A 13,391-nucleotide genomic window follows, 5' to 3' on the forward strand; every position below is an offset into this window, starting at 1 on the left:
ATGATGCCACTATTTCTTTTGATTGCCGCAAGCAGTCTCCTCTTCGCCTTCGCCTCGCCCGCCGCGGCCACAGAAACCCGTGAATTCATCCTGTCCAACGGAATGAAAGTCCTGTTGGTCGAAGTGCCCAAAGCGCCGGTGGCCACCGTCCAAGTCTGGTACAAAGTCGGCTCGCGCAACGAAGTCATGGGCCGGGCAGGCCTCTCCCACATGCTGGAACATATGATGTTCAAGGGCACTGTGAAATATCCCAAGGGCACCTTCTCCCGCCTCATTCGCAAGAACGGCGGAATCGACAACGCCTTCACGAGCCAGGACTTCACCGCCTACTTCGAAAATCTCGCGGCAGACCGCGTCGAGCTGGCCCTGGAAATGGAAGCCGATCGGATGCAGGGGCTCATCCTCGACATGAAGGAGCTGACGACGGAGCGAGAGGTCGTGAAGGAAGAACGACGCCTGCGCACGGAGGACGACCCGCAAGGCGCGCTCGTGGAAGCTCTCTTCGCCCAGGCCTATCTCAGCCATCCCTACCATTGGCCGGTGATCGGCTGGTTCAACGACCTGGATGCGATGACCCTGGACGACTTGCAGCGGCATTACGACACCTATTATTCGCCCAATAATGCGACCCTCATCGTGGTGGGCGACATCAAAGCCGACAGCCTGCTCCCCGCGATCAAACAGCTGTTCGAACCGATTCCGCGAGGACCGGAGCCCAAGCCGATCGCCACGATGGAGCCGGAGCAGAAAGGCGAACGCCGTTTCCTCCTCAAGCGCGATGCGCAAGTCGCGTTCGTCATGATGGGCTACCGCGTGCCGAACTTTACGAGCGAAGACTCCTACGCGCTCGACATTCTGGATTCGATTCTGTCGCACGGGAAAAGCTCGCGCCTCTATCAAAGCCTCGTGTATGAGCAAAAATCGGCGCTGGCCGTCGGGGCAGAATACAGCTTGCTGCAGACAGATCCTGGCCTGTTCTACTTCTATGCCCTCGTGAGCCCCAACCAGAAACCTGAGCTGGTCGAGGAGGCCCTCAACCGGGAGATCAAACGGCTCCAGGCCGACCCGCCGACGGAACTCGAGCTCCAACGGGCGAAGAACCAGGTCGAAGCCTCCCATGTCTTCGAACAGGACTCCAACTTCCGGCGCGCCATGTTGCTCGGACAGGCCGAATCCGTCAGCGCCGGCTGGCGGAAGATCGACCAGTTCGTCGAACGGATCAGAGCAGTCACAGCCAAGGACATCCAGCGTGTCGCGCGCCAATACTTGACGGAAGACAACCGGACCGTCGGCACCTTGATTCCCGTGCCGCCGAAACAACCGGACGCGCCCTTCAGCGCCGCGCAACAGGGAAGGCCCTAACCATGCCGACGGCAAGACGACGAACGATCCTGACCCTTGTGATGGGATGCTGCGCCCTCCTCTGGGCAGCCGGCCCCGCTTTGGCGGCGGAGATCGCCCCGACGAAATTCACGACCGCAAACGGCATCACCGTCCTCGTCCTGGAGCAACATTTCCTCCCCATTGTGGAAATCCACGCGCTGATCAAAGCTGGCTCGGCGCAAGATCCTCCCGAGAAGGCAGGACTCGCGAACCTCGTCGCCAGCCTCCTGGACGAAGGGACGACGACCCGCACCTCCAAACAGCTCGCGGAGCAAATCGACTTCATCGGCGGAACCTTGGAGGCCAAAGCCTCGGAGGATTTCACCACCGCCTCCATCCGCGTGCTCAAGAAGGACGTCGATCTCGGATTCACCCTGCTCGCAGACATGCTGCAGCGCCCCGCGTTTCACAAACAGGAATTCGACCGGATTCGCACCCAACTCCTGGGCGAGATGGCCAGCGATAACGACGACCCGGGCCATATCGCCATGAAGGCGTTCAATCAGCTCGTCTTCCACGGACACCCCTACCGCTGGCCCGTCAATGGCACGGAGGAGACGATCAGCAAGATCTCCCTGGCCGATGTGCAAACCTTCTACGGGCGGGAATACTCTCCTTCCCACGTCATCCTGACCATCGTCGGCGACGTCACGCTCGACCAGGCCGCAGCTCTGGTCCAGGCCCATTTTGGCAGCTGGAAGAAAATTGCTTCGACGGCGCGGAGCCAAAAAAAGCCCCTGCCGGTCGAGCGGAAAACGGTCCAGCTCATCGAGAAAGACCTCACTCAATCCACCATCGTGATTGGCCATGGGGGCCTCTCGCGCGCGCATCCTGATTTTTATTCGGTCACGGTAATGAACTACATCCTGGGGGCCGGGGGATTTTCTTCCCGCTTGATGGATTCGATTCGCGACAAGCAGGGACTGGCCTACGGCATCATGAGCCATTTCGACGCCAGGCTGATGCCAGGCTCGTTCTGGGTCAACCTCCAAACCAAGACGGAAACGACGAACCAAGCCATCGCCGGCGTCCTGGCCGAGATCAAATCCATCCGCGACCAGCCTGTATCAGATCAGGAACTGGCCGAGGCCAAATCATTCTTAGTTGGCAGCTTCCCGCTGCGATTCGATTCCACCGCGAAGCTCGCCCAGGTGCTCGCCCAGGTGGAGTTCTATGGCCTGGGGTTCGAATACTTTACGCAATATCCGAAATGGATCGACCGGGTTACGAAGGAAGATGTCCAGCGCGTCGCCAAACAGTACCTGGACCCTCAGCGTTACGCGCTCGTGGTGGTGGGCAACCTCGCCAAAGCGAAAGTGAAGCGCTAGCCCACGTTGTCTCAACGCGACCCCCGAGGTCAGGCATTCATGATGACCGAACCCCTCCAAGGCAAACTCGACCGGCTCCGCCAGGTGATCTCGGACATGCAGTCCGTCCTGGTCGCCTTCTCCGGCGGGATCGACAGTACCGTCGTCTTGAAAGTCGCCCATGAGCAGCTCGGCGCGCGAGCGCTGGGCATCACCGCAGTCTCGCCGACCTTTCCCACGATCGAACTCGACGGCGCAAAGCAGGTGGCAGCAGAGATCGGCGCGCGCCATGAACTGGTCCAGACCGATCAACTCGACATCCCGGCCTTCGTGCAGAACGACGCGGCCCGCTGCTTCCATTGCAAAACGGATCTCTATCAATTGCTGGACGGGCTGCGCGAACCTCGCGCAAGCCGATGGATTGTGGACGGGACAAATCTCGACGATCTGGGGGACGACCGGCCCGGCATCACCGCCGCGCGCGAGTGGAACGTGCGAAGCCCGCTGGTCGAAGCCGCACTGTCGAAAGCCGATGTGCGGGCGCTCGCCCGGACCCTGGGACTCTCCAATTGGGATAAGCCGGCAGCCGCCTGCCTCTCGTCCAGAATTCCTCGCGGCATCCCGATCACAATCGACAATCTCCGGCGCGTGGAGCAAGCCGAAGCGATCCTCCAGGCTGAGGGATTGCGCCAGGTGCGGGTGCGGGAGCATGGAGAGATCGCGCGAATCGAGGTTGGAACGGAGGAGTTTGCTCGGCTGAATCAGCCGGAGCTGCGCGCGCACATCAGTGCCAGCCTCCGCAAAGTGGGATTCCGTTTTGTCTGTGTGGATTTGGAAGGGTACAGACCGGGCGGGACCAGCCTAGGCTGACCCGCCCGATCGAAACATTATCGCTGGTAGGATTTCGACAGGGCCTCGAGCGCCTCGTCTGCGAACTTCTTGTGGTCCGCGTCAGTCAAACTGCGCTGCACCACCTTCTCCGCGACCATCAACGCCAACTCCGTCGTCTGGGCGCGAATGTCCTGAATCGCCTTGCGGCGCTCATGATCGATTTCGCGCGTCGCATCGCCCTTGATCCGATCGGCCTCAGTCGTCAGCCGCTGCTCATTTTCTTCCATGAGCCGCTGCGCCCGCTCTTTCGCGGCCGCCAAAATGCCTTCCGCTTCTTTCGCCGCGGCATTCAGCTTGGCCTCGTACTCCTTGAGTTTCCGCTCGGCCTCTGACCGATGACGCTCGGCTTGATCAAGGCTGTCCTTGATTTTCTTCTCCCGCTCTTCCAACACGCCCAAGATGCCCGGGAAGGCAAACTTGTAGAGCACGAAGAAAAGAATCCCGAACGACAGGACTTCCCAGAAAATCAGGGAAGAAAAAAAGTGAGATTCAAACTGCGGCATGATGTAGTTCTCTTCTTTTTATTTAAAGAATGCTCAAAATGGCTTTCCAGCAAGGCCGCAGAGCGTGAGAACCCCGAGGCGTACTGTCACAGTACGTTGAGGGGTTCGAGCGCTCGAGAACGAAGCTGGAAGCCGTTTTCAGCATTCTATTTGCGGAGACCCATGATGATGAAGGCAATGACCAGACCGTACAAAGCGATGGCTTCCACCAGCGCGAACCCGATCCACATATATTTTCCAACGCGGGCTTCCGCTTCCGGCTGACGCGCCACCGCTTCGATCATCTTCCCGAAGATGTACCCGATACCCACACCGGCTCCGGCAAACCCTGCCGCCGCCAACCCCATACCCAACAATGCTGCTGCTGCTGAATCCATTGTGTCCTACTCCTCCCTTGTCTGAAACTCACACGCGCTAGTGCGCGTGCTCATCGTGGCCGTGTAAGTGGAATGCGTCTCCCAAATAGACGCAAGTCAACACGGTAAAAATATACGCTTGAATGAATGCGATACCAACTTCCAATCCGTTCATGGCGATCGTGAACGCAAAGGGCAACCATCCGATCAACAATCCGCCGCTAATGGCCAAGCCGAACAGGACCCCGAGAATCACATGGCCGGCCGTCATATTCGCAAACAACCGGACGGCCAACGAAATCGGCCGTGCCAATTGGCTGATCAACTCGATCGGGATCATCAAGGGCAGCAACCAGGCCGGCGTGCCGGGTGGCACGAGGATGCCCAGGAACTTCACCCCATGCAACAGAAATCCCATGACCAGGCTCAGCCCATACACCAAGCAGGCGAACACGGCGGTCACGACGATCTGACTCGTCACCGTATAGCTGCCGGGGATCAACCCGATCAGATTACAGAAGAGGATGAACAGGAACAGCGTAGCGATGAGGGGGAAGAATCGCATCCCCTCCTTGCCCATCGTATCCATGATGATGCCGCGGATGAAGTCCACCATCATCTCCGCCATGCTCTGCAACTTGCCTGGCACCAGCTTGCGCGCCGACCCCGCCATCACCATGAGCACCGCCACCAGGGCGACGACCATCCACATGATGACCACGGCTTTATTGATGGAAATATCCAATCCGCCCAGCGAGATCGGGATCCAATTGTGCAGCTCGAACGGATGCAGCGGACTTTCTTCCATGATACGTTCGTACTTTCTCTTGAAAATCGTTAGGTCTTCGGCCACCGTTGCGCCGACCGGTACGCATTCCTGATCCCGGCTACGACGCCTAACACCAAGCCCACAACCATTCCCCAGGGAGTGGAGCCGAAGAGATATGTATCACACACCCAGCCCAAACCGCCCCCAACAATCAGCGACGCGAGCAGATCGGTTCCGATCCGGACCGCTTGGCCGAGCCCCGCGTACAATGGATCTTGTGAAGGGGGCATGTTGTACCCACGGAGGAGAGTGCGTGCCGCAGTCCGTCACGCAAGGACTCTGCCGATTGCGGGCGCGCAATTCAAGCAGAATCATCCTAAATTTGTCAAGCTGACCTCTGTTGTGACAGAGCGGAGACAGTCGGGTATAGTGGGTGGCGCGGGATTTGTCCAGCAATCGATCGTCACCCATGACTCGTTTTTCCCAACCATCATTCCTCACTGGTCCTCCGCAGCCCTTGGTCCTCACGATGGACAACCGCGGGAGAACCCCCTTCGACCTCTATCGATTGATTGCCGCTCCCTCTCAGCCGTCCTTCCTCCTCGACAGCGGGAAGGGAACGGACGGAGGGAACCACTATTCTTTTCTGGGGAGCAGCCCCTTCGCGGTGCTAACCGGACGCCAAGGCCAGGCCTCCCTCTGGACCAGCGACGGACAGGTCCATTCGTCGAACGATCCCTTCGGCAGCCTCCAGCGGCTGTTTGACGGCCCCCAGATCGAGCCCGCACCGGGCCTGCCCCATTTTTTTGGCGGGGCCATCGGCTACTTCAGCTACGACCTCGTGCGCGACTTTGAAACGCTTCCAGTTATGGCCAAAGACGATCTGCCGATCCCCCATTTGCAGTTCGGTCTCTATGACCTCATCGCCGCAGTCGATCATCGGCAGGACTTATTGCAGATTATCTTCTGCCCTCCCATGGAACGGTTTTCCGGAGAGCCCAGAGAAGCCCTCTATCGCGAGGGCTTAGACCGATTGACAGAATGGGAAGCCAAGCTGAGCGGGCAGCCCACTCCTCTCGCTGAACTCCCCGCTCTCGATCAGATGGCCTTTCATCCGGACCAAACGCGCGAAGCCTATCTCGATCGAGTCCGGCGCTGTCAGGACTACATTGCGGCGGGAGACATCTATCAGGCCAACCTGTCGCACCGCTTCACCCTGCAGCCTCCCGACACGTACCACGACAGTAGGGATCGACAAGCCTACGAACAGGAGCTCTATCGACGGCTGCAAGCCGTCAACCCCTCCCCCTTCTCAGGGCTCCTGCACTTCGACGACGTCACCTTGATCAGCTCCTCGCCCGAACGGCTGGTCCGTCTCCACAACCGGCAGGCGGACACGCGCCCGATCGCCGGCACCAGACCGCGCGGGCACGATGATCGTGACGATCAACGGCTCATCAGCGAATTACTCGCGAATGAAAAAGAGCGGGCAGAACACTTGATGCTCGTCGATCTCGAACGCAACGACCTGGGCCGCGTCTGCCAATTCGGCAGCGTGCAGGTCGATGAATTCATGGCCATCGAGCAATATTCCCACGTCAGCCACATCGTCTCCAATGTCAGCGGGACCTTGCGGCCAGAGGCCACACCCTTCGATCTGATTCGATCATTGTTTCCCGGAGGCACCATCACCGGCGTGCCCAAAATCCGCTGCATGGAGATTATCGAAGAACTGGAGCCGGTGCGCCGCGGCCCCTATACCGGATCATTCGGCTACATCGGCTGGAACGGCGATCTCGATCTCAATATCATCATTCGAACTTTGGTATGGTGTCAGGGGAAGGGCTACCTGCAGGTCGGCGCCGGAATTGTCGCCGACTCAGACCCGGCCAAGGAATATGAGGAAACGATTCAGAAGGCCCAGGCCTTCGTCAGCGCCTTGCAACGGAACTAACCATGTGGATTTACCTGAACGATCGATTTGTGCCGGAAGAACAGGCCGTCGTCTCCGTCTTCGACCATGGCTTCCTCTATGGCGATGGGGTCTATGAAACGATTCGCTCCTACGGGAGCCGGATCTTCATGCGGAATCAACACCTCGCCAGGCTTCGCCGGTCTGCGGAGGCGATCGGCCTGACCATTCCCATTCCCGAACAGCAATGGCCGGCACTCCTCCACGAGGCCATGACGAAGAACGAGGTTGGACAAGGCCACAGCGACGCCTACCTTCGCATCACCATCTCACGGGGGCCTGGCGACATCGGCCTGGATCCGGCCCTCTGCCCGACCCCCACCGTCGTCATCATGACCAAACCGCTGCAGCCTCCCCCACCGGAACAATACAAGACCGGCGTGAGCCTGATCGTCGCCAAGACAAGACGGAACCTGCCCAGCGCCCTCTCGCCCCAGATTAAGGCCACCAACTTCTTGAACAATATCCTGGCCAAGAGAGAAGCGATCGCGGCAGGAGCCTTCGACAGCATCCTGCTCAATTGGGAATCGCAGCTGACCGAATGCACTGTGAGCAATATATTTTTCGTCCGGGCCGGCAGGCTCTGTACCCCGGCCCTGGCCTGCGGCCTATTGGACGGGATCACCCGCGACCTGCTGCTCGGCCTTGCGCGGGACGCGAAGATTCCGGTCGACGAGGGCCATTTCGGCGTGGAATCGCTCTACCAAGCGGACGAATGTTTTCTCACCAATACGACGATGGAAGTGATGCCAGCCACCAGAGTGGACGGCCATCCGGTGGGGAAGGGGACGCCAGGCCCCCTCACCCAACAGCTCCATGGGCAATTTATGGCCAACCGGGCGCGCTTTTTAGAACCCTAGCAGCCACACCCATTCATAGACCCTGTTGCTTTTCCTCACTATTCTCACTGAGCCCCCCGGCATAGGAGCTGCACCTCTGTAGTTGCTTGACAGCCATTGGCAGGCTGGTATCGTTGCAACCAGACAGGACACCTTTGCTATGAGCATGACTTCCATCAAACGACAGGCAGCCCTGAAGCTCGCCACAGCAGTACTCGCAGGGATCGGCTCACTGACCCTCTCCGCGCCGGCGACTAGGGCGGAGATTTATCAGTATGTCGCGCGCGACGGCTCCATTGCCCTGACCAATGTCCCGGTCGACCCCCGCTATCGAAGGATCGATACGGCAGCTCGATTGCGTCATGCCTCCATGTCCGAGCGAGACCTTGAACCGGTCATTCGCCGCTATTCATCGCAACACCGGCTCCACCCCGCATTGGTCCGAGCCGTCATCAAGGCTGAGTCGAATTTCGATCCCTTGGCCATCTCTCGCGCAGGCGCGATCGGCCTGATGCAGTTGATGCCGCAGACGGCGCTCCGCCTCGAAGTGCGGGACATGTATGACCCGGATGATAATGTGGGGGGAGGCACGAAGTATCTACGTCAGCTGCTGGACCGGTTCCATGGAAATTTACCGTTGGCCCTGGCGGCCTACAATGCGGGAGAAAACGCGGTCGAACGCTATCAGGCGCTCCCTCCGTACAATGAAACCAGACAATATGTCCGGAAAGTGCTCCAATATTACCGCGCGGGCCTGGTCCGCGATGGCGTGATCCTGACACGCCCGGTCACCCGACGCGGCCCCGCAGAGACAACAACGCCCCCCGCGATTTCCGGACGGCTTTCCCGCTAACCACGTCCCCACTCGAGAGGCGGCTGTGTTGCTGCCAGCCAGCCCGCTTGGCCTCCGGAAAGTCCGACCGGTAATGGGCCCCGACGCTATTCTCCCGCCAGAGCGCCGCTTCCGCGACGCATTGCGCCACCTGCACCATGTTCTTCACTTCCAGCGCCGCTCTGGTTGCAAACGGCTGGGCCACGAGTTGCGCCCAGCGGGAGAGTTGCGCGCAGGCCCGAACGAGCGACTCGCCCGAACGAATGACGCCGACCTGGCCCCACATCGTGCGCCGGAGCGAGCTGCGCAACTTTTCCTCATCTTCTAATATGCCGAATGGGCCAGCCCGGAGCGCCGCGTCTTGCGCCGTCAGCTTGGGGATCTCCTGCCCCTCGGCAAACACCACAGCTGCCGCCGCCGCGCGCGCGCCAAACACTAATCCTTCGAGCAAGGAATTGCTCGCCAGACGGTTCGCGCCATGCACTCCGCTGCAGGCCACCTCTCCGGCGGCGAAGAGCCCCGGAACCGTCGTCGCGCCGTTCAAGTCGGTCCAGACTCCACCCATCATGTAATGCGCGCTCGGAGACACCGGGATCCACTCCTCGGTGATATCGATGTCGTAGCGCAAGCAGGTCGCATAAATCGTCGGGAACCGCCGCTTCACGAACTCCGCACCCAAGTGGGTCACGTCAAGATAGACGTGACGCGCTTTCGTGGCCGCCATCTCCGCCAGGATCGCCCGCGACACGATGTCTCTCGGCGCCAACGCCCCCATCGGATGGTAGCGCTGCATGAATAACGCGCCCTTATTGTTGCGCAGCTGCGCTCCTTCGCCGCGCATCGCTTCCGACAACAGGAACGGCGGACTCGACGGCAGATATAACGCCGTGGGATGGAACTGTACGAACTCCATATCTTGCAGCACCGCCCCCGCACGCAGCGCCATGGCCATCCCGTCACCGGTGGCATTCGGGGGATTCGTCGTCCGCGCGTAGATCTGGCCGGCGCCGCCAGTCGTCAGCACGATCGCGCGAGCCGGCAACACAAACTGGCGGCCGGACGCTTCATCCAGCACCGCAGCCCCGCAACACCGCCCGTTCTCGACGACGAGATCCACGGTAAAGTGATGATCCAACCGCTGAATCTGCTTCTGCCGATTCACTTCGGCAATCAAGACGCGCACCATCTCGTTCCCCGTCGCATCGCCCCGTGCGCGCAGAATGCGGCTCCGGCTATGGGCCGCCTCCCTGGCAAACGCGAACTTGCCGCCGATCTTGTCGAACTTGGCCCCCCACCCGATCAACTCCTGAATCCGCTCGGGCCCTTCTTCGACCAGCACCCGCACCGCCTCTTTCCGGCAGAGCCCATGCCCCGCTTTGATCGTGTCGGTCAAATGAATGGCCACATCGTCTTCTTCACTCATCGCCACCGCCACCCCGCCCTGCGCATGGATCGAACTACTCTGAAGCGGATGTCCCTTCGTCAGCACCATGACACGGCCGGAGCGGCTCAGCTCCAACGCCGCGCGGAGACCGGCGACACCGCTCCCGATGACCAGGAAATCGGCCTGCAGCGGCACACGGGATCGACGAGTGGCCATGGGTTACTTCTTCTTCGGGGACGGTGAAGGGGGAGTCGTGATCTGCCGGGCTTTCATGCCGAAAGGAGAGTCGCCCTGCATCCCTCGTAATAAAATTGCCTTGGTGCCGACCCACTGCAATCGCGTATGGCCGCGCTGACGGAGGCCCGGATCGTCCGCATTTTTCTTCCACAGGCCCTGCCAATGCACGAAGACATCGACGTCGTCCCCTTCGACCATAATGCGCTCGATCGAGAAATCCAACGTGATGACGCTAAACGTTTCGAAGTCGCCACGGGCCTCTTCCTGCAGCCGGTCCAGCTGGTCGAGCGGCATCATGAGCGAGGCCAGACCGGCCGCGTCCTTCTTCATATAGGTCTGGCGAAGCAATTCCACCGCCTGATCGATACGGAGGTACCGTTCGTGATCTTCGGGATATTGAATCGTCTTATTGCTACAGCCGACGCCGAGCCACGCCATCGAGCCGAGCAGACACAAAACGGGAAGCCACGAAATTCTATATGTTGTCATCATGGCTGCAGTATAGGAATGGGTCTCAGGCAGGTCAAGCGGCCCGTGAGCCGGCCCGCGCCGCGCCACAGGGCTCCCAGTGACTTGGTCGAGCCGCACGCTCCATCAATTTAATCCGCCGATGGTCTTGCAATTTGGGATGGAAACTTCTACACTCCCCCCTTCGCAGGAGAGAACGCATGTCCAGTGTTTTGAAAAAACGCCGTAAGAAAATGCGCAAGCACAAGTATAAGAAGTTGCGCCGGCGTCAAAAATTCGAACGTCGTAAGAGCTAGGCTCACCCGAAAGCGGGGAGGAGGGGTTCGTGCCCGAAGGCAAGAAGGTTCGCATCCGCGTCCGGACTGTGAGCTGTGTCTACGTAGGCGACTTCCTCATCCCCGCTATGCGGAACCGCGTGTCTGACGCGCTCAACGAAGAGCAACGTCTTTTTATCAGCCTCACCGATGTGGTGATCAACGATAAGGAGCGCTCGGACTTCGTTGCGCTCAACAAGAACCTGATTGAGTCCATCGCGCAGCTCTAGCTGCCGGTGGGCACTCTTTCTTGAACGCTCTTCTGTGCTCGTTGCGCTGTTCATAGCCGCCCCGAAGATCGCCCCTCACCATGTCCACTTTCTCACGATTTCTCCCGTTCCTGAAGCCCTACCTGTCCCGCATGACGCTCGCGGGTCTGCTGGTCATGGGGGTCGCCGCCATCAACCTGGCCCTGCTGCGGTTGGCCGGCATCCTGTGGGACGTCATTACCGTGCAGCGCGATCAGTCCCGCATGACGGAGCTAATCACCCTCTTTCTCGGGCTCGTCGCCTTACAGGGAATCTGTTCGATGGGCCACAGCTATCTGACGGCCTGGGTGTCGCAACGCATCGTCGCCGACTTTCGCCGACATCTCTTTTCTCACCTGCATACGCTCTCGGTGAGCTTCTTTGCCCGCCGACGCACCGGCGAACTCCTTTCACGGCTCATGAACGATGTGACGGTCATCCAGTCCGTCGTCACCGAAACGCCAATCGATAGCGTCAAACATCTTGTGACCTTCGTCGGGGGGATCGCGTTCTTACTGGCGATGAATTGGCGACTCTGCCTCTTGATCCTGGTCCTGCTCCCCCTGCTCGTCCTCGCGGCGAAATTCTTCGGGCGGCGGCTGAAGTTCCTCTCGACCTCGATTCAAGATCACACCGCAGCCCTGAGCACCCTGATCGAAGAAGTGATCTCCGGCATCCGTATCGTGAAGTCCTTCGTCCAGACACAGCGCGAAGAGACTCGGTTTGCCGCGCAAGTCGAACAGACCCTGACATTAACGATGCGACGGGCCGGCATCATGGCGGTGTTTATTCCCGTCATCAGCCTCCTCACCTTCTCCTCGGCGGCGGCAGTCTTGTGGTACGGGGGACGCCAGGTCATCGACGGAGCCGTGTCGCCGGGCGACCTCTTCGCCTTCGTCCTCTTTGCCGGCATCCTGATCGGCCCCTTCAGCTCCGCTGCCCGCGTGTTCACGCAGATCAAGGAAGCCCAAGGCGCAACCCAACGGGTGTTCGAAATTCTGGACACCCCCTCCGACGTGAGCGACTCCCCCACGGCCACGACACTGCCCACCGTCTCGGGCCATATCAGGGCGGAACACGTCGGCTTTGCCTACGATCCGCGCCAACCGGTCTTGACGGATGTGTCCTTCGAAGCCAAGCCTGGCGAACTGGTCGCCATCGTCGGCCCCACCGGCGCGGGGAAAACGACCATGATGAACCTACTCCATCGCTTCTACGATCCGACAGAGGGACGCATCACCATCGACGGCCAGGATCTCCGCCAGGTCACGATGGACAGTTGGTATCGGCAGGTCGCCCTGGTCCCGCAAGAAACGATCTTGTTCGGGGGCACGATTCTCGACAATATCCGCTACGGAAACAGGGAGGCGACGGAAGAGGAAGTGATCGCAGCAAGCCGTGCGGCCCATGCCCACGATTTCATCATGGGCTTCCCGGACCAATATCAAACCGTCGTGGGAGAAAAAGGAATCAATGTGTCGGGCGGACAGCGGCAGCGCATCGCCATCGCCAGGGCCATTGTGAAGAACCCGCGGATCTTGTTATTAGATGAAGCCACGTCCGCTCTCGATAGCGAGTCGGAGCGACTCGTCCAGGAAGCGTTGGAACAGCTCATGAAGGGCCGCACAACCTTTGTGATCGCCCACCGATTGACGACCATCCAACGGGCTGACCGCATCCTCGTCTTCAGCAAAGGGTGCCTCGTGGAATCCGGCACCCATGCCGAACTGCTCGACAAAAAAGGGCTCTACCAGTACCTCTACACCCTTCGGCTCACCGAGCTCTCCTCGTAAACCTCGAAGACTTGCTGCCACGCAGCTCAGTTGTCGCCCCAAACAGACCGATAAATAAAAGTCCCTAAGATATCCAGGCGACCAGCCATCTCGTT

At 59.8% G+C, this 13,391-nt stretch carries 15 protein-coding genes; 9 read left to right on the forward strand and 6 right to left on the reverse strand.

The window, feature by feature from the left end:
* The 3 genes from NT179_09085 to larE are packed head-to-tail and all read left to right on the forward strand — an operon-like array spanning nt 1 to nt 3,560.
* Nucleotides 1-1,362: a pitrilysin family protein gene (locus NT179_09085; protein ID MCX5722167.1), complete on the forward strand. Its 1,362-nt coding sequence runs from the start codon at nt 1-3 to the stop codon at nt 1,360-1,362.
* Between the two features lie 2 nt (nt 1,363-1,364).
* Nucleotides 1,365-2,711 carry a pitrilysin family protein gene (locus NT179_09090; protein MCX5722168.1) on the forward strand — a complete coding sequence of 449 codons (1,347 nt, stop codon included), beginning with the start codon at nt 1,365-1,367 and terminating at the stop codon, nt 2,709-2,711.
* 39 nt (nt 2,712-2,750) lie between these two features.
* The gene (larE, locus tag NT179_09095; protein ID MCX5722169.1) at nt 2,751-3,560 is read left to right on the forward strand and encodes an ATP-dependent sacrificial sulfur transferase LarE; all 810 of its coding nucleotides are present in this window, start codon (nt 2,751-2,753) and stop codon (nt 3,558-3,560) included.
* Nucleotides 3,561-3,577: 17 nt separating this feature from the next.
* On the opposite strand, the gene atpF is transcribed toward larE, so the two are convergent.
* The 4 genes from atpF to NT179_09115 form a co-directional block, all read right to left on the reverse strand.
* Complete coding sequence (gene atpF / locus NT179_09100) at nt 3,578-4,084, reverse strand: F0F1 ATP synthase subunit B (GenBank protein ID MCX5722170.1); 507 nt, start codon at nt 4,082-4,084, stop codon at nt 3,578-3,580.
* 146 nt (nt 4,085-4,230) lie between these two features.
* Nucleotides 4,231-4,461 carry an ATP synthase F0 subunit C gene (gene atpE, locus NT179_09105; protein MCX5722171.1) on the reverse strand — a complete coding sequence of 77 codons (231 nt, stop codon included), beginning with the start codon at nt 4,459-4,461 and terminating at the stop codon, nt 4,231-4,233.
* A 37-nt stretch (nt 4,462-4,498) separates the two neighbouring features.
* A complete protein-coding gene (locus tag NT179_09110) occupies nt 4,499-5,248 on the reverse strand; it encodes a F0F1 ATP synthase subunit A (GenBank protein ID MCX5722172.1) in 750 nt (249 codons plus the stop codon).
* A gap of 29 nt (nt 5,249-5,277) precedes the next feature.
* Nucleotides 5,278-5,499, reverse strand: a complete 222-nt coding sequence (locus NT179_09115; GenBank protein MCX5722173.1) for an AtpZ/AtpI family protein — start codon at nt 5,497-5,499, stop codon at nt 5,278-5,280.
* A gap of 179 nt (nt 5,500-5,678) precedes the next feature.
* Between NT179_09115 and NT179_09120 the strand changes: the two genes are divergently transcribed.
* The 3 genes from NT179_09120 (at nt 5,679) to NT179_09130 (ending at nt 8,873) form a co-directional block, all read left to right on the forward strand.
* On the forward strand, nt 5,679-7,163 hold the full coding sequence (locus tag NT179_09120; protein MCX5722174.1) for an anthranilate synthase component I family protein: 1,485 nt from the start codon (nt 5,679-5,681) through the stop codon (nt 7,161-7,163).
* A 2-nt stretch (nt 7,164-7,165) separates the two neighbouring features.
* Nucleotides 7,166-8,041: an aminotransferase class IV gene (locus NT179_09125; GenBank protein MCX5722175.1), complete on the forward strand. Its 876-nt coding sequence runs from the start codon at nt 7,166-7,168 to the stop codon at nt 8,039-8,041.
* Nucleotides 8,042-8,180: 139 nt separating this feature from the next.
* A complete protein-coding gene (locus NT179_09130; protein MCX5722176.1) occupies nt 8,181-8,873 on the forward strand; it encodes a lytic transglycosylase domain-containing protein in 693 nt (230 codons plus the stop codon).
* Here the strand turns inward: NT179_09130 and nadB are convergent.
* Both nadB and NT179_09140 read right to left on the reverse strand, forming a co-directional pair.
* Nucleotides 8,809-10,452 (reverse strand): L-aspartate oxidase, encoded by a 1,644-nt coding sequence (gene nadB / locus NT179_09135; GenBank protein MCX5722177.1) that lies wholly within the window; start codon nt 10,450-10,452, stop codon nt 8,809-8,811. The two genes, NT179_09130 and nadB, sit on opposite strands and share 65 nt — an antisense overlap.
* Before the next feature lie 3 nt (nt 10,453-10,455).
* Complete coding sequence (locus NT179_09140; GenBank protein ID MCX5722178.1) at nt 10,456-10,965, reverse strand: hypothetical protein; 510 nt, start codon at nt 10,963-10,965, stop codon at nt 10,456-10,458.
* Nucleotides 10,966-11,141: 176 nt separating this feature from the next.
* Between NT179_09140 and NT179_09145 the strand changes: the two genes are divergently transcribed.
* The 3 genes from NT179_09145 (at nt 11,142) to NT179_09155 (ending at nt 13,296) form a co-directional block, all read left to right on the forward strand.
* Nucleotides 11,142-11,237, forward strand: a complete 96-nt coding sequence (locus tag NT179_09145; GenBank protein ID MCX5722179.1) for an AURKAIP1/COX24 domain-containing protein — start codon at nt 11,142-11,144, stop codon at nt 11,235-11,237.
* A gap of 29 nt (nt 11,238-11,266) precedes the next feature.
* The gene (locus NT179_09150; GenBank protein MCX5722180.1) at nt 11,267-11,485 is read left to right on the forward strand and encodes a hypothetical protein; all 219 of its coding nucleotides are present in this window, start codon (nt 11,267-11,269) and stop codon (nt 11,483-11,485) included.
* Between the two features lie 80 nt (nt 11,486-11,565).
* Nucleotides 11,566-13,296, forward strand: coding sequence for an ABC transporter ATP-binding protein (locus tag NT179_09155; protein ID MCX5722181.1), 1,731 nt, complete (start codon nt 11,566-11,568; stop codon nt 13,294-13,296).
* Nucleotides 13,297-13,391 lie beyond the last annotated feature (95 nt).

The sequence above is a fragment of the Nitrospirota bacterium genome (assembly GCA_026387665.1).
In the GTDB taxonomy this organism is placed as follows: domain Bacteria; phylum Nitrospirota; class Nitrospiria; order Nitrospirales; family Nitrospiraceae; genus Palsa-1315.